This is a genomic window from Spirosoma koreense, assembly GCF_054777875.1.
The window spans coordinates 1-21,701 of record NZ_BAAHAC010000009.1 but is presented as its reverse complement, the minus strand read 5'-3'; the positions used below and the strand labels follow the sequence as shown (position 1 = coordinate 21,701).

Annotated in this window: 18 protein-coding genes and 1 rRNA gene; 8 read left to right on the top strand and 11 right to left on the bottom strand. The window is 48.6% G+C overall.

The window, feature by feature from the left end; all coding sequences use genetic code 11:
• The first annotated feature begins 2 nt into the window (after positions 1-2).
• The 3 genes from ACYVC2_RS11020 to ACYVC2_RS11010 all read left to right on the top strand — a co-directional run bounded on the left by ACYVC2_RS11020 (position 3) and on the right by ACYVC2_RS11010 (position 3,821).
• The gene (locus ACYVC2_RS11020) at positions 3-917 is read left to right on the top strand and encodes a helix-turn-helix domain-containing protein (protein ID WP_461102477.1); all 915 of its coding nucleotides are present in this window, start codon (positions 3-5) and stop codon (positions 915-917) included.
• Positions 918-1,258: 341 nt separating this feature from the next.
• A complete protein-coding gene (locus tag ACYVC2_RS11015; RefSeq protein WP_461102476.1) occupies positions 1,259-2,467 on the top strand; it encodes a PQQ-dependent sugar dehydrogenase in 1,209 nt (402 codons plus the stop codon).
• A 442-nt stretch (positions 2,468-2,909) separates the two neighbouring features.
• The gene (locus tag ACYVC2_RS11010; RefSeq protein WP_461102475.1) at positions 2,910-3,821 is read left to right on the top strand and encodes a DUF2279 domain-containing protein; all 912 of its coding nucleotides are present in this window, start codon (positions 2,910-2,912) and stop codon (positions 3,819-3,821) included.
• On the opposite strand, the gene ACYVC2_RS11005 is transcribed toward ACYVC2_RS11010, so the two are convergent.
• The 4 genes from ACYVC2_RS11005 to gldB form a co-directional block, all read right to left on the bottom strand.
• The gene (locus ACYVC2_RS11005; RefSeq protein WP_461102474.1) at positions 3,812-5,650 is read right to left on the bottom strand and encodes a MutS-related protein; all 1,839 of its coding nucleotides are present in this window, start codon (positions 5,648-5,650) and stop codon (positions 3,812-3,814) included. The two genes, ACYVC2_RS11010 and ACYVC2_RS11005, sit on opposite strands and share 10 nt — an antisense overlap.
• A gap of 76 nt (positions 5,651-5,726) precedes the next feature.
• Complete coding sequence (locus ACYVC2_RS11000; protein ID WP_461102473.1) at positions 5,727-6,143, bottom strand: Fur family transcriptional regulator; 417 nt, start codon at positions 6,141-6,143, stop codon at positions 5,727-5,729.
• A gap of 80 nt (positions 6,144-6,223) precedes the next feature.
• Complete coding sequence (locus ACYVC2_RS10995) at positions 6,224-8,029, bottom strand: ABC transporter ATP-binding protein (RefSeq protein WP_461102472.1); 1,806 nt, start codon at positions 8,027-8,029, stop codon at positions 6,224-6,226.
• Positions 8,030-8,108: 79 nt separating this feature from the next.
• The gene (gene gldB, locus ACYVC2_RS10990) at positions 8,109-9,083 is read right to left on the bottom strand and encodes a gliding motility lipoprotein GldB (protein WP_461102471.1); all 975 of its coding nucleotides are present in this window, start codon (positions 9,081-9,083) and stop codon (positions 8,109-8,111) included.
• Between the two features lie 39 nt (positions 9,084-9,122).
• Between gldB and ACYVC2_RS10985 the strand changes: the two genes are divergently transcribed.
• The gene (locus ACYVC2_RS10985; protein WP_461102470.1) at positions 9,123-10,016 is read left to right on the top strand and encodes a porin family protein; all 894 of its coding nucleotides are present in this window, start codon (positions 9,123-9,125) and stop codon (positions 10,014-10,016) included.
• 20 nt (positions 10,017-10,036) lie between these two features.
• Here the strand turns inward: ACYVC2_RS10985 and hisF are convergent, their stop codons facing one another.
• The 5 genes from hisF to ACYVC2_RS10960 form a co-directional block, all read right to left on the bottom strand.
• Complete coding sequence (hisF, locus tag ACYVC2_RS10980) at positions 10,037-10,870, bottom strand: imidazole glycerol phosphate synthase subunit HisF (RefSeq protein ID WP_461102469.1); 834 nt, start codon at positions 10,868-10,870, stop codon at positions 10,037-10,039.
• Positions 10,870-11,292, bottom strand: a complete 423-nt coding sequence (locus tag ACYVC2_RS10975; protein ID WP_461102468.1) for a GNAT family N-acetyltransferase — start codon at positions 11,290-11,292, stop codon at positions 10,870-10,872. Before ACYVC2_RS10975 ends, hisF begins: the two co-directional genes overlap by 1 nt.
• Positions 11,293-11,298: 6 nt before the next feature.
• On the bottom strand, positions 11,299-12,021 hold the full coding sequence (hisA, locus tag ACYVC2_RS10970; protein WP_461102467.1) for a 1-(5-phosphoribosyl)-5-[(5-phosphoribosylamino)methylideneamino]imidazole-4-carboxamide isomerase: 723 nt from the start codon (positions 12,019-12,021) through the stop codon (positions 11,299-11,301).
• Positions 12,022-12,096: 75 nt separating this feature from the next.
• On the bottom strand, positions 12,097-12,684 hold the full coding sequence (gene hisH / locus ACYVC2_RS10965) for an imidazole glycerol phosphate synthase subunit HisH (RefSeq protein ID WP_461102466.1): 588 nt from the start codon (positions 12,682-12,684) through the stop codon (positions 12,097-12,099).
• A gap of 242 nt (positions 12,685-12,926) precedes the next feature.
• Entirely contained in the window at positions 12,927-13,853 is a 927-nt protein-coding gene (locus ACYVC2_RS10960) for a DUF72 domain-containing protein (RefSeq protein WP_461102465.1), read from the bottom strand.
• A gap of 155 nt (positions 13,854-14,008) precedes the next feature.
• On the opposite strand from ACYVC2_RS10960, the gene ACYVC2_RS10955 reads away from it, so the two are divergent.
• Together ACYVC2_RS10955 and ACYVC2_RS10950 are read left to right on the top strand one after the other, a co-directional pair.
• Positions 14,009-16,708: a valine--tRNA ligase gene (locus ACYVC2_RS10955; RefSeq protein ID WP_461102464.1), complete on the top strand. Its 2,700-nt coding sequence runs from the start codon at positions 14,009-14,011 to the stop codon at positions 16,706-16,708.
• A 144-nt stretch (positions 16,709-16,852) separates the two neighbouring features.
• Positions 16,853-17,377, top strand: a complete 525-nt coding sequence (locus tag ACYVC2_RS10950) for a D-glycero-alpha-D-manno-heptose-1,7-bisphosphate 7-phosphatase (RefSeq protein WP_461102463.1) — start codon at positions 16,853-16,855, stop codon at positions 17,375-17,377.
• Positions 17,378-17,637: 260 nt separating this feature from the next.
• On the opposite strand, the gene ACYVC2_RS10945 is transcribed toward ACYVC2_RS10950, so the two are convergent.
• Positions 17,638-19,119: a type III PLP-dependent enzyme domain-containing protein gene (locus ACYVC2_RS10945; RefSeq protein WP_461102462.1), complete on the bottom strand. Its 1,482-nt coding sequence runs from the start codon at positions 19,117-19,119 to the stop codon at positions 17,638-17,640.
• A gap of 274 nt (positions 19,120-19,393) precedes the next feature.
• Here ACYVC2_RS10945 and ACYVC2_RS10940 point away from each other — a divergent pair, with 274 nt between their 5' ends.
• The gene (locus ACYVC2_RS10940; RefSeq protein ID WP_461102461.1) at positions 19,394-20,770 is read left to right on the top strand and encodes a UDP-N-acetylmuramate--L-alanine ligase; all 1,377 of its coding nucleotides are present in this window, start codon (positions 19,394-19,396) and stop codon (positions 20,768-20,770) included.
• Between the two features lie 25 nt (positions 20,771-20,795).
• Positions 20,796-21,347: an LOG family protein gene (locus ACYVC2_RS10935; protein WP_461102460.1), complete on the top strand. Its 552-nt coding sequence runs from the start codon at positions 20,796-20,798 to the stop codon at positions 21,345-21,347.
• Positions 21,348-21,402: 55 nt separating this feature from the next.
• On the opposite strand, the gene rrf is transcribed toward ACYVC2_RS10935, so the two are convergent.
• Positions 21,403-21,514: ribosomal RNA gene (gene rrf, locus ACYVC2_RS10930) — 5S ribosomal RNA — on the bottom strand.
• Positions 21,515-21,701 lie beyond the last annotated feature (187 nt).

The following is a 21,701-nucleotide window of genomic DNA, read 5'->3' as shown; positions in this document are numbered from 1 at the left end:
TTATGAAAAATCAACAACCTTTTACGATAAAAACCATCCATGAATATCATCAGGCTATGGGTCTTCCAAAACCAGAGCATCCCCTGATCAGCGTGGTTAACTTCAAAGACATTAAGCGACGATCGGACGATGGCCCGAAAAGCATGGTGTATCAGTTTTACTCCATTGCTCTAAAGCGGAATTTCCATGGTAAGCTGAAGTATGGACAGCAGGAATACGATTTCGATGAGGGGATCATGGTCTTTATTGCTCCTGGTCAGGTTTTTTCTATCGAGGCCGATGAAGAGCTCAAACACTCGGGGTGGCTGTTGCTCGTTCATCCCGATTTTCTTTGGAATACGCCCCTGGCAAAAACCATCCGCCACTACGACTATTTTAGCTATACGGTGCACGAAGCCCTGCACTTGTCGGAGAAAGAAGAAACTATCCTTACAAACCTCATCGAAAACATCGGTCAGGAATACCGCTCCCCCATCGATCGGTTCAGTCAGAACGTCATGATTGCCCAGCTCGACCTGTTGCTGACATATGCCGAACGCTTTTATCAACGACAGTTCATTACCCGGAAAATCACCAACCATTCTATCCTGAACCGGCTAGAAGCGCTATTAACTGAATATTTCAGCAGCGATACCTTACCAGAAAAAGGACTCCCGACGGTTCAATACATTGCCGACGCCTTACACGTATCTCCTAACTACCTAAGTGGCTTGCTGAAAATCCTGACGGGGCAAAGCACTCAACAACACATACACGACAAGTTAATCGAAAAGGCAAAAGAGAAATTATCGACTACCGATCTATCCATCAGTGAAATCGCTTATGAGCTAGGCTTTGAGCATTCGCAGTCGTTTAGCAAACTATTCAGGAACAAGACCAATTATTCACCCCTGGAATTCAGACAGTCGTTCAATTGATGAACCGATGATACAGAGTAAGATTAAGGCCGCAGGACGGCCTTTTTTCTTGACCAAAAAAGCGGATTCGTTTGCTTTTATTCCTGCTATAGTTCTTTACAAGCTTGTTATCGATTGATGCTCATTATCATTCTGGATTGGCCACACTTGGTTATGCCACGACGCAAATACGGGTTCGATTCGGATCAGCAATGAAGAAATTTTCATTGGGCGCGTTTATAAAGCTAAGCTGAAGGAAGTGCTTCGGCAAGATTAATGCAATTTTGCAGGCTGGTGCCTGGTTTATGAACAAACCGCTCCAAATTGACAGTAACCAGATAATCTTATAAGAACAATAAAATATGTGCAACAGAATCATCATTGCCCTAACGGGCGCTACACTGGCATTAACAGCCTGCGGCCAAAGTACATCGACGAATACCCAGGCATCGGTAGAAACTAAGGAACCGAATTCGACGTATAAGCCCGCTTTTGCAGGTCAGACCCGGATAGCTGGCGTGAAAACAGCGACTGGTTACGAGGGCAAGGTATTAACCGAAGCGCTGAAAAGCCCCTGGGGTATTACGAGTCTACCCGATGGCCGACTGCTGATAACTGAGAAAGAAGGCACCATGCGCATCGCGACATCAGCCGGTAAATTGAGTGAACCGATTACGGGTATTCCGAAGGTGAACCCATCCGGACAGGGTGGACTGCTGGGCGTTCGGGTCGATCCCGACTTTGCGACTAACCGGATGGTATACTGGGTATTTTCTAACCCACGACCCGACGGAAACTTAACAGCAGTGGCTAAGGGAAAACTGTCATCGGATGAGAAAAAGATCGAGGGAGCTACGGTGATCTACCAGGCCACCCCCGCTTATAACGGTAATCTGCATTACGGAGGACGGCTTCTTATTGACAAGACCGGCAATCTAATCATCAGCACCGGCGAACGGTCGGATAAAATAACCCGGCCCCAGGCTCAATCGATCAACTCAGGTCTGGGTAAGGTCATCCGCATCACGAAAGAAGGAAAACCGGCGGCTGGCAATCCATTTGCAGGGCAGACATATGCCCGCCCCGAACTGTATTCGTACGGGCATCGGAACGTACAGGGGCTTGCGTTTCACCCCGTTACGGGCGACCTGTGGGAAACCGAATTCGGACCAAGAGGAGGGGATGAACTCAACCATATCGAGCCGGGCAAAAATTATGGCTGGCCAACCATCACGTATGGCATCGAATACAGCGGTGAAAAAGTTGGTGAGGGCATCCAGCAGAAAGACGGACTCGAACAACCGGTTTATTACTGGGATCCATCGGTTTCGCCAAGCGGTATGACGTTCTACAGTGGCGATGCGATTCCAGAGTGGAAGAACAACCTCTTTATTGGTACGCTAAGTGGAATGCATGTGCTGAGGCTCGTTATCGAGAACAACAAAGTGGTGGGTGAAGAGCGGCTACTGGCGAGTGATCTACAGCGTTTTAGGGATATAACTCAAGGCAAAGACGGTGCCTTATACGCTATTACGGACCAGGGGCGGCTGTACCGCATCTATAAGAAATAATTATTCTTTTACAGCGAATTTTTAGGTGGCCGTATAAACAAGTCTTTGGTTATCAGTTGTGTGCCGGTTCATCTGAGAGTTGTTCAGAACTTAAGCTCAACTGCCAGCGAAATACTTGTTTATACGGTCTTTTAAATAACGTACCGCTTAATCGATTAAATAGGCTATTTGGGCGATACAAAAGGCTTATCTGTCGATTTGTATCACCCGGCTTAGTTAAGTCGACTTATTTTTAACTGGTTTTTAAATTGGTAATACAGAAAGCAAACTGATTCTATTGGTTTGCTTTTTCTAAGCACGCTAAATACATTCGGGTAATTCACCATAGGGAAGTGCAATAAATGTTCCATAATTAACTTCTTAGTAGAAAATTCACTGGGTGCGAGTGGGTTGCCCATTGAAGCATTTGTAACCTATCATAAGATATAAAGTCCTATGTGGCATGGACTTACATCTTATTCTCCTGTTCCAATGCTTGACCGGTAACCCGGTTGCGGATTCGTTACCACTCCGAGCCGACAGCGTCACGAATCAAAAAACTTCAACTTTACCGACTCCTCGTACTGATCGATTGTGGGCCATTGGTGCTACCTCTCTTCTTACGTTGGGATCGACTTATGGCTATCTGAAGCATACCTGGTGGAACGGTAAAGGAGTTCCTTTCCATTTCGATGAAGGGCGGGACCTAACCTATGCCAGCGGCTTAGATAAGGTCGCGCATTTGGAAGGCGGAATTTTCACGTCAGAAGCTTACTACAGTGCTTTTCGCTGGGCTGGTATCTCCGAACGAAAAGCGGAGTGGCTGGCCTTGGGCTCGGCTGTTTTTGTGGAGCTGGGCATCGAATTAAAAGACGCTTATTCGCCAACCTATGGGTTTAGCTGGCGGGATGTAGCCGCCGGTACTTTGGGCGGTTTTTGGCCAATGGTTCAGCATCGGTCAGGTTTTTTGCGGGATGTGCAGTGGAAAGTGAGCTATTGGCAACAGACGCCAAAATATTTTAAAGCGCGTGGCATTCCAGTACAACGTTTTTCAATCGACGATTACATCAACCAAACGTACTGGTTTTCTTTCTCACCCGAACACTTCGGCGGACGGGTCTGGCAGAATCGCTGGCCCGACTGGCTTCAGTTGTCGGTCGGTATAGGGCTGGAGGCCGAAACCTGGAGCCGCAACAACGACGGTTTGGGCGGCCGACATGAGTGGTACATTGCGCCGGACATCAACCTGGTCAAACTCTTAAGACCCCGCAGTGGCTTTATAAAAGTGGTTTTGGGCGTTTTAAAGTACATCAAAATTCCGGCACCTACCCTGCAGATTGGTCCGAAGCTGCGCTGGTATTGGCTCTATTTCTGAAGAGCCGCCATGTCAATGCCAATCGCCTGCATGAGCTGGCTGGCATTGAAACTCTCGCAGATGCCGATGCGGAGCTTATAATCAAACACAAGCTGACCATCAAGCAGATCCGACTGAAAATGGTAATTCCGCACGAATCCATCCGCGTCGGTGAGTTGCCCCAGTTCAAGGTCGTGGGTCGATACAAACCCGGATGCGGTAGTGTGATGCAGTTGACGGATCAGCGCTTCGGCGCCCCGATGCCGATCTGCCGAGTTCGTTCCTTTCAGGATCTCATCCAGGAAATACAATACGGGCCATGGTTCGTTTCCGGAACCTTCACCGATTGCATCAGTCGATGGCTTCGATAAAGTAATGAGCGTTTGTAGCCGTTTTAATTCCGCGTAAAATGACGATGTACTTTCTTCCAGAGAATCCTGTGTACGCATACTGGTGAATACACGGACGGGCGAACACCAGAATCGCTCTGCACTAACAACTGCCCCAGCCAGCGCCAACACGACATTGGCTCCAACGGTCCGTAGAAAAGTGCTTTTCCCCGACATATTCGACCCCGTGATGAGTACAGTCTGTCCTGAACCCGTCAGGTTCAGCGAATTAGCTATACTGCGGTTTGGTGGCAGGAGCGGATGAGCTGCCTGGGTAAAATCCAAAGTCAGTTGGTCCTCCACGATGTCGGGGGTAATGTAGGCTGGATGAGCGTATGCGAAACCAGCCAGGCTATTTAAGGCTTCCAGTTCTCCCAGCGCATCGAACCAGCGCTGAAGGTCTGGCCCATACGTTTGCCGCCAGCCTTCTAACCGAATCAGGTAGTGTACATCCCAAAGCGATGCGATGCCGAACAGGAGAAAAAAGTACGGATTGCGCCGGTAATTGAGCCCTTCGGTTAGCCGGGAAAGCTGCCCGATCGCTTCGGCCGCCGAACGGTCGCTGGAGGTTAGTGCCTGCTGAATAGCGCGCAGCCGAATCGCTTCGCCTTTGAGGCCGCGGGCCTGCTGAAATAAGGACTGAAAAGCGCGTAGAGCCGTCGACATTTCGAACGTCTGCTCACTTACTTCCTGGGCTCGCGCAGCTAATCGACTAAGTACGAATCCATTAATTGCCAGCCCAAGCAAGACTACCACACCGGGCACATAACCCATCAGCCAGCTCGCAAACAAACTCAGAAAAATAGCCGGCAACAAAAAACGAACAATATTTAGGTAGGCAGGCAAGAGTAAGACCTGAGCGGTAGCCCATTGAACCAGCTTATCCGGTGACCGCCCTACAGTTTCTTCAAGGTAAGCCAGCGCTTCAAACTGCTGTCGCCAGTCGATTTGTGGTGTCAATTCGGCTACAGCCTGGTGGCGCAATCGGATCGGGTCGGGAGCCGACGGCATTTTAAGCCACTTGGCCAGCCGATTCTGCCCTTCATACGTATGGGTACGGTTTAGCAGCCGAAAGAGAGAGTGCTTCCCAAACACATCCAGATCACCGGCGTAATGGTGGGTCGCGTTCATAAATTGTTCACCCATTTCAGGCCGCAGATACTGTCGGTTCATCCGGGCGGCTTCGTCCGTATTGATAAAGACGAGCTGGTGGTTCAAATCGCGCTTTCGCCGAACGACCTGGTGCTTTTTCAACAAGATCAAAAAGCCGGCGATACCCCCTACCAAAGCGCCTACCGCAGCAAGCTGGTAATCCAATCGGCTGAAAAGCCAAACCAGGATAACGATGGCAACAAACCAGGCTAGCCGCCAGAAAGCCAATTGGTTGTACTGACGTTGCGCTGTCTGTTCGAACTGGGTGAATTGTTGCTGACGTTCCTGAAAAATCGTTTCGGTGGGCATAGAGTAATGGGCTTAGGAACCCTCGCTTTTCACTAAAATAGCTGGTGGATTCCTACTGCAGTGGCGGCTGAGCGGCTTACTTATTACAATCCAGGCAAACTCCCTGAATAAGCAGATTCATTTCTTTCCGGTTGAATCCGGCGGGTAACGAAACGTCTGGTATACTGACCTGTTCCAAACAAGTCGTTTGTCCGCAGGCTTCGCATTTAAAGTGCACGTGATCATGATGATGATGCCCATCGGCACAGGTAGCACGACAGAGCGCGTATTTCGTTCCGCCTTCGTCGTCCAGAACCTTATGAATCAGCCCTTTATCCAGAAATGTTCGCAGCGTCCGGTAGATCGTTACCCGATCGTGGTCGGGGCCGAGTCCGTTTTCGATGTCGTGGTGCGCCAGTGCATGACCGGCGTTCAGAAACAAATCGAGTACCTCTTCACGGCCACTCGTGTGGCGAAGATTAAAGTCTTTCAGGGTTTTAGACGCAGTTGTCATGGTTCATGGGTGGTCATTGGCCAATTTTGGCTGATTGCCAGTTCTTATGAGTGGCGATCTATATTGACTAACGACTCTTCTTATTCGATCGTTTCAAACTGCAATTTAACCAGGTTCGCATAGATGCCATCTTCCTGGCTGGCCAGTTCATCATGGGTGCCCGATTCGGCAATCTGGCCTTCCCGCAGCACATAAATCATATCGACCTTACGGATCGTAGCCAGGCGGTGGGCAATGATGATGGTCGTACGATTCTGCATCAGTTCGTCCAGCGCTTCCTGAACCAGCCGCTCCGACTCGGCATCGAGCGAACTGGTCGCTTCGTCGAGAATCAAAATAGCCGGGTCTTTCAGAATGGCCCGCGCAATGGCAATTCGTTGCCGCTGTCCACCCGACAGCTTGATGCCGCGTTCGCCAACAACCGTTTGAAAGCCTTCCGGAAATAGTTCGATGAACTGCAGGGCATTGGCTTTTCGGGCGGCTTCCCGAACTTCGGCTTCCGTAGCACCGGGTTTACCGTACTGGATGTTTTCCAGAATCGTTCCGCCAAAGAGTATCACCTCCTGCGGCACAATGGCAATGTTTTTCCGAAGTTCAGTGATGTTGAAGCTGGTCAGATCGCGGTCGTCGATGCTAATGTACCCGCCACCAATCGGGTAATTGTGCATCAGTAATTGAACGATCGTCGATTTTCCGGCTCCGCTCTGCCCGACCAGTGCGATCTTACGACCAGCCGCCACATCGAATGAAATACCCTTCAATACCTGAACATCAGCCCGTGAAGGATATGAAAACCGAACATCGTGCAGTTGAACATGCCCCTGTACCGGCACAAAAAGCGGCAGAGAGTCGTCGGCATTTACTTCTGAAGGCTCCTGCAAAATCTCCAGAATCCGCTCCGAAGCGCCGATCGTTTGCGCTAACTGCGAATACACATCGCCCATACCGGCTACCGAACCTCCGATAAAAGTGGTGTAAACCAGGAAAGTAAGCAAATCTGCAAAGGGCATTTCGTTGGACAACACCAGGGATCCGCCGTACCAGACGACGCTGATGATACCGCCGAACAGGGTAAAAATGACAAACGAAACAAAAATTCCACGGTATTTCGCGGCCCGCAACGCCATGTCGACCACACGCTGTAAGGCACTACCGTAGCGGTTTATTTCCAGATTTTCGTTCGTAAACGCCTTGACAACCTGTACCGATTGCAGCGTCTCTTCAACTACCACATTGGCCTGAGCCAACAAATCCTGAACCTGCTTGGACAGTTTACGGATGAACCGGCCGAAGAATAAAGCAGCTATGATCATGACAGGAAACGTCGCCAGCATGAACAGCGTAAGTTTCCAGGAAACGTAAAGAATAATACCGGTACCGATCACCAGCGTAGCGAGTTGGCGGAACAACTCGGCCAAGGTTAGGGTAAACACGCTCTGTAGCTGCGAAACGTCCGCCGAAATGCGGCTTGTCAGCTCACCTACGCGCCGTTGTTCAAAGAATGATACGGGTAGTGTGATAATCTTCGCGTAGGCAGCCCGGCGCACATCAGCCATAGCCCGTTCGCTCACCTGTGAAAAAAAGTAGATCCGGCAGAAGGAAAAGATCGCCTGCGCAATCAATACGCCCACAAAAAATACGATAACCTGGTTGAGCGTAAAGGAGGATTTCCCCTGAATAACGCTGGTGATCTGCCCAATCAGGAGCCCGAAGCTCATGGTCGTGCCGGTCGACAGGATTAGAAAAATAAACCCGATGATGTACATGCCCCGGTAGGGCTTTACAAACCGGAAAATGCTCAGTGCTTTCCGGATGCCCTCCCGGCTAAAGGCTGTTCTCTTCTCTTTGGTGGCCTCTTCGCCAATACTCGCTCCTCGTTTTGCCATACTTAGTAGTTGATAGTAGGTTGTAGATAGTTGTCAGTGCTTTAGCGTTTTCCAGCTACTGTCAATTATCGACTGGCCACTATTCTTTTTGTCCTTTATACCCCGACTGCTCAAAAATTTGCCGGGCATCTGCGTTTCGCATCAGGTCGGCAATGCTAACACTGGTATGCTTGTCGTGGTACATACCGACTATACGCCACCCCACCCAACGACCAATCGCACCGGGGCAGGCCTGACCGATTTCGGCCGTAAAGGGCCGTTCGTTCAAATATCGCTGTTTTATGGCAGGATTTGTCTGGTATAACAGTTGATTATCAATAAAATGCGCCCAGACAATGTCTTGTGCGTTAAACGTTTGCGTCAGTTGTTTGTCTGAGTATCCGATGACTAAACTGTCCGCTGTTTCGGGCAGCATGGTCTTTGTAAAAACGTATCCTTTGCCATAATAAACCATGTCAGCCAGCATGGTCTGATCTTGTCGATTTGTGGCGTTATATTTATCAGAAATAGCAAAGACAATGGCCGGAACGATATAAGCCTTATCATACCGTCTTAGAATGTACTGCGGATATTCCGGTCCATTCGGACGATATTTTGCCGTTGGGCCGGCAAAGTAGTCGAGACCGATCACAATCAGACTGTCGGAAACGACCAGATCCGGGCCCATAAAACCGGTTACGACAGTAGCGATTTTGGGGACGCGAAAATCGGGAAACTCTTTTTTGATGGTTGTAAAAGCCTCGGACAGCTCTTTTTTCAGATCGGCCAGATCACCGAATTTATCCTGAACCTGACGGTTAAACTCATTCAGAGCCGGATTATTGATCCGGTTGGTCAATTCCCGAACAACGGCTGTATCATTTCCGGCCCCGTTCGCGTTAAAGTACAATTGAGCAATAGCCCGGTTCCGGTTCAGTATAGCCCGAACACTATCGGGCGATTTGCTGGAAAAAAGCTGCTGATCGAGCCGAACGAACGTAACATCTTCGTTTTTTGTACACGAAGCCAGCAGAAACAAGCAAAAAAGCCCCGCAAGGGCCGTACGTAGGTGCATGAAAATCATTAGTTTTCAATATAGAAAACGTGCAAAAATATGAAAAAAGTTGCAGGGTTAGGACTGATTTTGGTCTTGCTGGCGGTTGTGTGTAGTCATGCGCAGTCCTCATCCACGGCGTTGTACCGTTTGCGCACAAAGGAATCCAGTGTGACCGAAAAGCGGTTCCGAAAAATTCTGGGCGATAACTACGATGGGCAGGATCAGAACCGCCGGGAGTATGACGATGATCGCAAGCGCCGAAAGCGGAAGCAAACCAACGAATCGACCGAAAACAACGGTTACGGCTCTGGACCGGATTATGCCTGGCCGACGCACCTCATCGAAATGGGCATCCGGTTCGCGCCCTCACTCGATATGAATACGGCCGAAGGTAGCGGATCATACGCTGGTTTCCGTACCAACGGAGCAGGCGTCCGGATGAGCATCGGCCCAACCTTGGATTACTTCTTTTTTAAAAACCGCTATGCCTTCAGTACGGGGCTGTGGTACACGATTAAGCGGTCTGCTTTTCAAATGCCAGGAACGTACGGGCAAAGTGTCTGGAATCCGGGCTTACCCGAAAAAGAATCGGTCTATAATCTGCAATACGTACAGCTGCCGGTAACGGTGAAACTGTTTGCCAACAACATCGGGCCAAACATGCGTCTGTATCTCCAGACTGGGGGGTTGATCAGTATAAAAGTAGCCGAAAAAGCGCTGGACCAGGCTCGCAATGGATTGTATACGGCCGAGAGCGGTGGCAGTCGGCGGCAGTACGGTTTCGGAGACATTGACTTATTGCTCGGAACTGGCGTTCAGTACAAAATCAATCAGAACAACGCGTTTAACCTCGGCGTGAGCTACCAGCGCGGACTGATAAATATTGCGCGGGGCAGCGAGCTTGTCTCGAAAAGCCGGATTGTTTCGCTGGACCTGGGCTTCAAATTCTAGACCGGTCTGCCGAGTTCGTGTCAATCGGTAATTCTCATTTCAATGCCTTTCTCCCGCAGATAGCCTTTTAGAGCTGGAATCTCGATTTCCTTGAAATGGAAGATACTAGCGGCCAACCCGGCATCGGCTTTACCGGTCGTAAATACATCGACGAAATGATGCATAGTGCCGGCGCCACCTGAGGCAATGACGGGAATGTTGGCCGAACCCGAAATCTGCGCGGTTAAGTCCAGCGCAAAACCTGCTTTGGTTCCGTCGGTATCCATCGAGGTTAGCAAGATTTCGCCCGCACCCCGCTCTTCTACTTCTTTCGCCCAGGCAATGGTACGCAGTTCTGTAGGCTTACGACCACCGTGCGTATGAACAATGTGGGCGAAGGGCGCGGGGGAAAGGGCAGAGGACAATGGCTCATGTTCTGATACCCCTACGCCCACGGCCCTTTCCCCGATCCGAATCCAACGTGTATCAATAGCCACTACCACGCACTGGCTGCCAAACTCCAGGGCCAGTTCATTTATCAGATTCGGGTTTCGTACGGCCGAAGAATTAATCGAAATCTTGTCCGCTCCCGCATTCAGCAGAGCCGATACATCGGCCACAGACGAGATACCCCCACCTACCGTAAAAGGAATGTTGATGGTATGCGCTACATTCCGAACCAGATCGATCAGGGTTTTACGCTCATCGACCGTGGCTGTAATATCCAGAAACACCAGTTCGTCGGCTCCCTGTTCGGCGTAGATGGCGGCCAGAGCAACCGGATCGCCAGCATCCCGCAGGTTGACGAAGTTGGTTCCTTTTACGGTGCGTCCATCTTTGATATCGAGGCAGGGAATAATTCGTTTTGTTAGCATCAGTAGGCTGTGAAGGCTTTAATGGACATTGTATTTTCGGGACTATCGATTGGTTTGAAGCCAAATTGTTCGTAGAGCCCATGCGCATCGCGCGTTACCAGTAGCATACGCCGTAACCCCTGCAATGGCGGATAAGCCATAATAAAGGTCATAAGTTGTTTCGATAAGCCTTTCCCGCGGTGAGTTGGTAGAATAAACACATCGGCCAGATAACCGAACGTAGCCTGATCGGTAATGACGCGGGCAAAACCAACCTGATCCGTTCCCTGATAAACACCGAAGCAAATCGAATGCTCGATCGATCGCCGAACGATATCGATGGGAATGTTTAAGCTCCAGTATGATTCCTGACTCAGATAGTGGTGAATAACCTCCAGATTGAGCCTGGATTTGTCGGTACTGATGGTGTATTCGCGGGTCATGGCGAATTAATTAGCCGTAAACTGGGTGAGTTCTTTTAAGGTCACGCGTCCTTCATAAATCGCTTTTCCTACGATAACGCCGAAGATATTCATATCGGCCAGCGTCTCCAGATCAGCCAGCTTACTGACGCCCCCGCTGGCGATGATGTTCAGCTCTGGAAAACGGTCCTGTAGGTTCCGGTATAGTTCGAAGGAAGGTCCCTGCAATAGACCATCTTTGGCAACGTCGGTGCTGATGACGTATTTGATGCTATTTTCTACCCATCTCTCTACGAAATCGTATACCCAGACTTCCGTCGATTCTTCCCAGCCACTGACCGCAATCTTTTCATTTTTCGCATCGGCTCCCAGAATAATCTTATCGGCACCATACTGCGACAGCCAGCGTTCCATCAGGTCGGGCTGTTTGACGGCGACACTCCCCCCCGTTACCTGCCTGGCTCCGCATTCAAACACAATCCGCAGATCGTCGTCGGATTGAACACCACCGCCGAAATCAACGTGCAGACTGGTTTTTGAAGCAATCAGGTCCAGCACTTTCCAGTTGATCACCCGCTTTTCTTTCGCTCCATCGAGATCAACGAGGTGCAGGCGGGTCAGACCGGCGTCTTCAAATTGCTGGGCTACTTCCAGCGGTCGGGCGTTGTATTCTTTTTTCTGACGGTAGTCGCCCTGGGTTAGCCGAACAGCCTTCCCTTCGATCAGGTCAATGGCGGGAATGATGAGCATATGCATCGCGGGTGAGAACCCGCTTTTAGTAGAAATTTATAGCTGGATTTCCTCCGCAACGGCGGATCGTCCGTATTATAATGTTAGAAAATTTTCCAGAATCCGCTGACCGATGTTTCCACTGATTTCGGCATGAAACTGAGCCGCGTAGAAATTGTTCCGGTGGAGCATGGCGCTAAACGGGCGAACATAGTCGCAGACGGCTGTCGTTGCGGCACACACATCGGCGGCATAGCTGTGCACAAAATACACGTAGGCGTTTTCGGGTAAACCATCCGTCAATGGTCCATTCAAGCTGTGTATACTATTCCAACCCGTATGCGGTACCTTGAAGCCTGGTTGAGTCGGAAACCGCCGGACATCGATATCGAATATACCCATACAGGTCGTATCATTTTCTTCGGAGTACCGACACATCAGTTGCATTCCGACGCAGGTTCCCAACACGGGTTGTTTCAGCGACGGGATCAGCTTGTCCAGCCCACGCTCCCGCAGATAAGCCATGGCCGTACTGGCTTCGCCTACACCGGGAAAAATAACCTTGTCAGCCGATCTTATCTCGGCTTCGTCATCCGTAAGCAGGTAACTAGCTCCCAGACGCTCCAGCGCGTACATAACTGACTGGACATTTCCGGCGTTGTATTTAATAATAACGGTCTTCATGGTTGAATGGATGATGTACAATGAATCCTGTAGAGCCTCTCGGCCTGCCGTTATTCATTTTACATTAAAAAAGCCCGATTCCTTAGCAGAACCGGGCTTTGTATATTGTGGTAGTCAGGATTATCTCACTGAAGTCACAAACACGTGCGTCTTGTTCTGCTGCGTTACCGCTCAGAATGAGGATGCCGGTGATGTGTTGACTGTAAAATCATGCGGCAAAGGTACAGGCTCAAGCGGGGAAATCAAAACAAACTTCCCTGCACCACTTTGGGTTGAAGTACCGGTTCACGCAGATTCAGACCACAATGCCTGTTGAGTTCACGAACCCAGTATAGTATAAGTTCAGGAGCGGTATCATTTTCGGCTCCGCCGTGTATGAACAGATAGGCCGTTTGCAAGCCCTTTTCAAACCATGTTTTCAGCCGTTGAACCCAGGCGTCGGTGCGGATATAGTCGGTCGGATGGCCTTCGTTGGCAATAAACCGAAGGGTCAGAACCGGGCTGCTCAGACCCATGTGCAGCACATCGCGCCGGCCCGCTACGTCGGTAATGACCACATGCCGACGCAGCAAATAAAGCCGCTCCAAGGTTTGCTGCCATACTGTGGTTTTACTGAACCAGTCAGGATGCCGGAACTCAACCGCTACATCCAGTTCGTCGGGCAGGCTTTTAAGGTACGTTTCCAGAACGGGCCATTTATCGGGCCCAAAGGTGGGCGGCAACTGCAGAAACGTCATGCCCAGAAATTCTTCCAGGTTCAGCACAGCATTGATAAACTCTTCCGTCAAAGCCTCAGTAGCTATCAACTGTCGTTCATGGCTGATGATCTGCGGAAATTTAGGGCAATAGGTAAAGCCAAACCGACCGGGCGACCCGGCGGCTTCCGCTTTCCACTTCTCGATCATACCCGCTGTTGGAATCTGGTAATGGGTCAGGTTCAACTCGATCGTGTTGAACTGCCGGGTATAGTAGTGCAAAAAATCGCGTTCCTTCGCAGTGGATGGATAGACTTTTCCCACATAATCTTTGTTGGCCCAGATAGGACCGCCAATGAATACTGTAGGCCGTTGTGTGGGTTCGACACCCGCCCAGATGCGGGCGTTAAAAGCTGCGCCAGGTGGAAGGTCAAAATTAACAGCTTCCAGGTTCTGTATTTTTCCGAATTCCATAGCTATCGAAGAAGTGTTGCTGTAAAACTGTCAAAGGCAAGGTTTCGTTTTTTCGCCCTATCCAATTTAACTAATTTTGCTGTTCATCTATACCCCAGCGCTGGTTTTCTTACCGTATCTCGGTCTGGCCAGCGCGATTGGATTTTATCTGAGTTATGATTTCAAAGACATACACCCCCCAGGATATTGAAGAAAAATGGTATCAATACTGGCTTGATAACCAATTTTTTAAATCTACACCGGACGACCGTGAGCCCTATACCATTGTCATTCCTCCGCCGAACGTGACGGGTGTATTGCACATGGGGCACATGCTCAACAACACCATTCAGGACGTGCTGGTCCGGAAGGCACGTATGGAAGGTAAAAACGCCTGTTGGGTGCCGGGTACCGACCATGCCAGTATTGCAACCGAAGCAAAAGTGGTAGCGATGCTGAAGGAGCGCGGTATCAGCAAACAGGACCTTACCCGCGAAGAGTTTCTGGAATACGCCTGGGAGTGGACGCATAAATACGGCGGTATTATCCTCAAGCAACTCCGTAAGCTAGGTGCTTCGTGCGATTGGGACCGCACGCGGTTTACGATGGAGCCTGCTCTTTATGAGTCAGTTATCAATGTCTTTGTGGACCTCTACAACAAAGGCCAGATTTATCGGGGAGTTCGTATGGTGAACTGGGACCCACAGGGCCGTACTGCGGTTTCTGACGAGGAAGTCATCACTAAAGAGATTCAGCAGAAACTGGTTTATATCCGGTATGAGATAGCAGGGGAGAAAGGACAGGGGGCCGAAGGAGATACCACTTCTGACTACATCACCATTGCCACGGTTCGGCCGGAGACGATAATGGCAGATGCCGCTATTGCTGTTAACCCTCACGACGAGCGTTATAAACACTTGCACGGTAAGAAAGCACTAATTCCCCTGATCAACCGCGAAATTCCCATCATTACGGACGAATACGTAACCATGGACTTTGGAACGGGCGGTTTGAAAGTAACACCCGCTCACGACCCAAACGACTATACACTGGGCCTTACGCACAACCTGCCGGTTCTGGATATTCTCAACGACGACGGTACGTTGAACGAAAAAGCCCAGATTCTGGTCGGCGTGGATCGATTCGCGGCTCGGAAAGCGATTGTCAAGCTCCTGGAGGAATCCGGCAATCTGGTCAAGACGGAAGAGTACAAATCGAACGTCGGGACCTCCGAACGGACAGGTGCCGTCATTGAGCCAAAACTATCGTTGCAGTGGTTCCTGAAAATGGATGAGCTGTCGAAGCCGGCACTCAAAAACGTCATGGATGATACCATCCAGCTGGTGCCGCCCAAATTCAAAAATATGTATCGGTCCTGGATGGAGAATGTTCATGACTGGTGCATTAGCCGACAGCTTTGGTGGGGACAACGTATTCCAGCGTTCTACATGCAGGACGGAACCGTCATTGTGGCGAGAAATAAACACGAAGCCCTTGAAAAAGTGCAGCACGAAAAACTGCTCTTTGCCATGACCGAAGCCGATCTGACGCAGGATGAAGACGTGCTGGATACCTGGTTTTCGTCGTGGCTCTGGCCTATGTCAGTATTCAATGGGCTGAAAGACCCTAATAATGCCGATATCAACTATTACTATCCTACCAACGATCTGATCACAGCGCCCGAAATTCTGTTCTTCTGGGTGGCTCGTATGATCATCGCCGGTTATGAGTACCGCGGGGAAGCGCCTTTTAAAAATGTGTATCTCACGGGCATCGTCCGCGATAAGTTGGGGCGTAAAATGTCCAAGCAATTAGGTAACTCGCCCGACCCCCTGGATTTGATTGAACAATACGGTGCCGATGGCGTACGTACCGGTATGCTGTTCAGTTCGGCTGCCGGGAATGACCTGATGTTCGACGAAAAGCTTGTTGAACAGGGGCGTAATTTCAGCAACAAAATATGGAACGCGTTCCGGCTGGTAAAAGGCTGGACGATCGTGGAGACGCAATCCGTGGCGTCTCAAGACCAGAAGATTTCAGTTGCTGGCGCTAACGAGACGCTACCGTTGGGGTCTTTACCTGTGCAGTGGTTCGAATCCAAACTAAATGCTACGTTGCTGGAGATTGAGGACGATTTCAGCAAATTTCGCATTTCGGATGCCCTGCAGACAATTTACAAACTGATCTGGGACGATTTCTGCTCGCAGTATCTTGAATTAATCAAACCCGGATTTGAACAGCCAATTGATCGTAATACGTACGACTGGACGATTAGTTTCTTCGAGCGACTGATGTGTCTGGCTCACCCGTTCATGCCTTTCATTACGGAGGAAATCTGGCAGGATATTCGTGAGCGACAGCCGGGCGATAGCATCTGCGTGGCTTCTTTCCCGAAGGCTGGCCCAATCAACGATCAAACATTAGCAGACTTTGACCTGCTTTTTGAGATCATTACAAATGTTCGGAATATTCGGAATACAAAACAGATTTCGCCCAAAGTCGCCCTACCACTGACGATCAAGACAACTACACCGGAGCGGCTTCAGCCAATCGAATCGTTGATCGGCAAAATGGCCAATGTTTCGGCGGTTAATTATACAGCTGAAACTGCCGAAGGGGTTTCCTTTTTGATTAAAAGTGATGAGTTCTTTGTCAACATCAGCGGTGAAATTGACGTTGAACAAGAGCTTATAAACACACGTAAAGAGCTGGACTACAACACCGGCTTCCGCGACTCAATTCTTAAGAAGCTCTCGAACGAAAAATTTGTGGCCAATGCCAAACCCGAAGTTGTTGATCGAGAGCGTCAGAAACTTGCCGATGCTGAAGCTAAGATTCAGGCGCTTCACCAACGTCTGCGTGACTTGGGCGCATGATTAACCTCATTTCTTAATCAACTAGTAGGCAAGCCTGAATCGAGAATGTTCCTTTTGGTAAATTTTATAACTAATTACAAAGCAATAATGCAATTATTTGGTCAAATAATTGCATTATTGCTTTGTAATTAGACCTCAACCCCCATGAACAAGTGCATCTTCCTGGACCGCGACGGTGTTTTAAATGAAGACCGAACGGATTACGTTTACCGGATTGAGGATTTTATTATTCCCGACGGCGTACCGGAAGCATTACGTTTGCTGAAAGAAGCGGGTTATTTGTTAATTGTCATTACAAACCAGGCAGGTATCGCCAAAGGGCTTTATACCCGCGACGACGTAATGGCTTGTTATAACTATCTGCAGGAACAATGCGGCCAGGTTATCGATGACATCTACTATTGCCCGCATCATCCGCAGTACGATACGGAGTCGCTTACCCGAAAGCCCGGTTCATTACTTCTTGAAAAGGCCATCGCTAAATATGATATCGAACCAGACGAATCCTGGATGATCGGTGATGCTTCACGCGACATGCAGGCAGGCCGTCGGGTTGGCGTACGAACCGTACGCATTTCTCAGGAAGAACTGGAAATCTCCGTAGACGAGTGCGATGGCTGCGTATCCAGTTTACTGGAAGCTTCGCGATTTGTGCTTCAGTATGCCTAACGCCTTCACCTGTTAAACGCGAACCTGCGTTGGTGTAGTTTTTTGTACGCTGCCATAAGCGGGGCAGGTTGCTCTGCGCGAGCAGGCACTGAGCGATAGAGTAGCTAAAACAGTAGTTAAGATCAATAGCTTTTTCATGAAGTCAGTATTCTTTTAGAAATATCTTTCAGATTATAAAACGAATATACTCGTAAAAACTGTACAATGTAAACCTTCATCTTCCAGCACAATTAAATTACCATGCTGGAAGATGAAATCCATTAGTCTTCTTCTTTTACCAGTTCTGCTTCTTCACGTTCTTCGGCCGCTTCCGTCGCTTCGAGTTCAGTCATACCTGGCTCGGCTCCACCATAACCCAGAATTTTAAGCATTACTTCGCTATTCTGCTCGGGAGCAAACAAGCGCGTACGCAGGTTGCCCTCTTCGTCTTTATCGACAATAACGTGCTGAGGAGCCGGAATCAGACAATGCTGAATACCGCCATAACCACCCAATGACTCCTGATAAGCGCCTGTATGGAATAAACCGATGTACTGGTCTTCGGTATCCTGATCAAAAATTGGTAGGTACAAATCCGCGCTGTGGGCCTCTGTATTGTAAAAGTCGTGCGAGTCGCAGGTTAGTCCACCAAGGTTTACTTTCTGGTAAGGATTGTCCCAGTTGTTGACCGACAGCATGATGTATTTCTGCCCCAGGCCCCATGAATCCGGCAATTGAGTAATAAACGAACCGTCGATCATGTACCACAATTCCTTATCGTTCTGCAGCTTCTGATCGATTACTTTATAAATGACTGCTCCGCTTTCGCCTACCGTGTATGAGCCGAACTCGGTAAAGATGTGCGGCACAGGTACATTATTCTTGTTACAGATCCACTGGATACTTTCCACAATCTGATCGATCATGGCCTGGTAATCGTACGTAAACTGGAACGATGTCTGAATAGGCATTCCTCCCCCGATATCGATCGAGTCGAGATCAGGACACATTTTTCTTAGTTCGCAGTATTTGTACATAAACCGGCTCAGTTCGCTCCAATAATAAGCGCTGTCCTTGATACCGGTATTGATGAAAAAATGCAGCATCTTGAGCTTGAATCGCTCATTTGGCTGTATTTTACTGCGGTACAACTCATTCACGTCGCTATAGCGAATTCCCAGACGTGACGTATAGAAGGCAAAATTAGGTTCTTCGTCGGTAGCGATCCGAATGCCGAAATTGACTGTATCCGCCGTTATTGAGTTTTCGTAGGCTTCAATCTCTTTAAGGTTGTCGAGAACGGGAATGCAGTTCGTAAACCCGTCGTTAATGAGTTCACTAATGTATTGAGTATACAACGGTCGCTTATATCCGTTGCAGACAATGTACGTATTTTTGGTAATCTTGCCCATCTTCACCAACTCCCGAATAATAGGTATATCGTAGGCCGATGAGGTTTCAAGATGGATATTGTTTTTAAGTGCCTCTTCAAGCACAAACCGAAAATGGGATGACTTAGTACAATAACAGTAAGTGTAGTTCCCCTTATAATTATACCGCTTCATAGCATTCTTAAACAGCAGCTTCGCATGTTCAATATGCTCTGTGATTTTTGGTAAGTAAGTTAATTTCAGGGGCGTACCATATTGTTTGACAATGTCCATTAGAGGGACATTATTGAACATCAGTTCGTTTTTTTCGACGTTAAATTCCCGTGTTGGAAATTCAAATGTCTGATCAATCAGGTCATAGTAAGTCTTCATCCCTTCGTTCTGCGCATAAATTGAATGGTTCGGCAATCGGACATATCGTCGTTGCAGTCTTTGGTTCAAAAAAACAGGCGCGAATTTGGCACTGAAAATTGTGCTTTCCAAGTATAATCAATTCGCAATCATATCAACCAAAATAGGGCAGGTTTGATTCGGGATAATATAAAATTAATAATCCGTTTAAGCCGTGCCATAACCTCAGCACCGACTTCGGCCGGCGAACCAAAAGAAACTGTACTTTTGCCCCCAACATAGAAATTCTTTACCAATGCCTCAGGCTATTCATATTATCTCTATAGGCGGTAGCGCTATGCACAATTTCGCTATAGCACTCCACCAACAAGGCTACCTGGTTACAGGCTCCGACGATAAAATCTACGAACCTTCGCAATCGCGCTTGCAGCAGCAGGGGCTCCTGCCCGCCCAGGTAGGGTGGTTCCCCGATAAGATCCATGCCGGGCTGGGAGCCGTTATAGTTGGCATGCATGCCCAAAAAGATAATCCGGAACTGATCAAAGCGCTGGAATTAGGATTACCTGTTTATTCGTATCCTGAGTTCATTTATCAACAAAGTCAGCAGAAACAGCGTGTCGTTATAGCTGGCAGCCATGGTAAGACAACAATCACGGCTATCATTCTGCACACGTTGAAGCACCATAATCGAATCTTTGATTATTGGATTGGTGATCCAATTGAAGGATTCACAACAACCGTGAAGCTAACCTCGGGCCTGACTGGGTCATCGGCACCGATTATCATCATTGAAGGTGACGAGTATGCATCCTCACCGATTGACTCGCGCCCGAAATTCCTCCATTACCAACCCCATATTGCGCTTATTAGCGGTATTGCCTGGGACCATGTTAACACGTATCCTGTCTGGGACGAATATGTGGACCAGTTTGAATCTCTGGCAGAATCGATGCCTAAAGCCGGTATTTTGATCTTCGACGAATCTGATGATATGCTCGATATAATTGGTCAGAAAGAGCGTGAGGATATTACGAAACTTCCTTATGTAGCTCATGCCAGCCAGATCGTTGACGGACAAACACTGTTAATTACTAAGAAAGGTCAAAAAATACCCGTTCAGATTTTCGGCCAGCATAATATGAAAAATATTGCTGGTGCCATGACCGTTTGTGACCGCATCGGCATCACAGAAGATCAATTCTACGAAGCTATACCTACTTTCAACGGTGTGCCTCAACGCTTAGAAAAAGTTGCCGAGAGTGATTCTAAGGTCGTTTATCGAGACTTTGCTCATTCGCCGGCTAAAGTCGAAGCTACGATTGAAGCGGTAAAACACCAGCAGCCCGAACGGAAATTGCTGGCGATTCTTGAGCTACATACCTTCAGTAGCCTGAACAAAAGCTTTCTGGAGCAGTATAAAGGAACCCTAAACGAAGCCGATCAGGCCATTATTTATATCGATCGCTATACAGCCGAACCACAAACCGATTCGACCTCATTAGAAGAGATAAAAACGGCTTTTGATAAAGCTGCTTTAGAGATTTTTACGAATTCTGCCGATTTGGCAACGTATCTTATTCAGCAACGGGAAACAGCGCAATCTTTTTTGCTGATGAGTTCAGGATCATTTGGCGATCTGGATATTTCACTGGTTGCCAATCAATTAATTTAAGGCTACTAGTCTCATCTTTTCACTTATGCAAAGCGTTGTAGTTTATTGCGCATCAAGCCAGGGTGTCGATCCAATCTATAAACAGGTTGCAACCGAACTTGGCCAAAAGCTAGCGATCCGTGGCATCCGGCTTATTTATGGTGGTGGCGGTTTTGGCTTAATGGGAAACGTTGCCGATGCAGTTTTACAAAATGGTGGAGCAGTAATAGGAGTTATACCAAGTTTCCTATCTGATCTGGAAGTGGCTCATACTAGCCTAACAGAGCTACATTTTGTGGAGACGATGCATGAAAGAAAGTTAAAGATGGTGCAGTTGGCCAAGGGCGTTATTGCCCTACCGGGAGGATTTGGTACGTTGGATGAACTGTTTGAAATCCTTACCTGGCGACAATTGGGCCTATATGATGGGCCTGTAGCGATTATAAATACGAATGGCTATTATGACCTAATGCTGCTGCAACTAGATCGAATGGTGGCTGAAGGTTTTCTCAGAGCCAATAATCGCAATTTATTATTGACAGCTACTTCTGTAGATGAAGCGCTTAACATGATAAATAACTACTGGATTACTGTTTGAACCAAGGATCAATAAAAAGGCCGGCGATCGAATGATCGCCGGCCTTGGTTTCATCAGGTGGCACCTTCCTACTCTCCCGCTTGTGACAGCAGTACCATCGGCAGTACGGGGCTTAACGGCTCTGTGCGAAATGGAGAGAGGTGTCCACCCGCCTTACCAGCACCAACCTGTTGACTCGTCTGAGAAGCTAACCTCTCAATATCTCTAATAGCTCGTGAGTCTTTTTTCCCACAGAGAGAAACCGGGTACCACCCGACTATCCGTCCGGCCAATCATCGATCTATCGTAAACAAAACAACAACTCACTCTCGGGGTCATTAGTACGGCTCAGCTCTATGCATCTCTGCACCTCCA

Bases quoted from the DNA above. Each gene is read 5' to 3' on its own strand.
- ACYVC2_RS10975 (WP_461102468.1), bottom strand. From the start codon at position 11,292: ATGACCCGCGAATACACCATCAGTACCGACAAATCCAGGCTCAATCTG.
- gldB (WP_461102471.1), bottom strand. From the start codon at position 9,083: ATGCACCTACGTACGGCCCTTGCGGGGCTTTTTTGCTTGTTTCTGCTG.
- ACYVC2_RS11020 (WP_461102477.1), top strand. From the start codon at position 3: ATGAAAAATCAACAACCTTTTACGATAAAAACCATCCATGAATATCAT.
- ACYVC2_RS10960 (WP_461102465.1), bottom strand. From the start codon at position 13,853: ATGGAATTCGGAAAAATACAGAACCTGGAAGCTGTTAATTTTGACCTT.
- hisA (WP_461102467.1), bottom strand. From the start codon at position 12,021: ATGCTCATCATTCCCGCCATTGACCTGATCGAAGGGAAGGCTGTTCGG.
- hisH (WP_461102466.1), bottom strand. From the start codon at position 12,684: ATGAAGACCGTTATTATTAAATACAACGCCGGAAATGTCCAGTCAGTT.
- ACYVC2_RS10985 (WP_461102470.1), top strand. From the start codon at position 9,123: ATGAAAAAAGTTGCAGGGTTAGGACTGATTTTGGTCTTGCTGGCGGTT.
- ACYVC2_RS10935 (WP_461102460.1), top strand. From the start codon at position 20,796: ATGCAAAGCGTTGTAGTTTATTGCGCATCAAGCCAGGGTGTCGATCCA.
- ACYVC2_RS10955 (WP_461102464.1), top strand. From the start codon at position 14,009: ATGATTTCAAAGACATACACCCCCCAGGATATTGAAGAAAAATGGTAT.
- ACYVC2_RS10950 (WP_461102463.1), top strand. From the start codon at position 16,853: ATGAACAAGTGCATCTTCCTGGACCGCGACGGTGTTTTAAATGAAGAC.
- ACYVC2_RS11005 (WP_461102474.1), bottom strand. From the start codon at position 5,650: ATGCCCACCGAAACGATTTTTCAGGAACGTCAGCAACAATTCACCCAG.
- ACYVC2_RS11015 (WP_461102476.1), top strand. From the start codon at position 1,259: ATGTGCAACAGAATCATCATTGCCCTAACGGGCGCTACACTGGCATTA.
- ACYVC2_RS10940 (WP_461102461.1), top strand. From the start codon at position 19,394: ATGCCTCAGGCTATTCATATTATCTCTATAGGCGGTAGCGCTATGCAC.
- ACYVC2_RS11010 (WP_461102475.1), top strand. From the start codon at position 2,910: ATGGACTTACATCTTATTCTCCTGTTCCAATGCTTGACCGGTAACCCG.
- ACYVC2_RS10995 (WP_461102472.1), bottom strand. From the start codon at position 8,029: ATGGCAAAACGAGGAGCGAGTATTGGCGAAGAGGCCACCAAAGAGAAG.
- hisF (WP_461102469.1), bottom strand. From the start codon at position 10,870: ATGCTAACAAAACGAATTATTCCCTGCCTCGATATCAAAGATGGACGC.
- ACYVC2_RS11000 (WP_461102473.1), bottom strand. From the start codon at position 6,143: ATGACAACTGCGTCTAAAACCCTGAAAGACTTTAATCTTCGCCACACG.
- ACYVC2_RS10945 (WP_461102462.1), bottom strand. From the start codon at position 19,119: ATGAAGACTTACTATGACCTGATTGATCAGACATTTGAATTTCCAACA.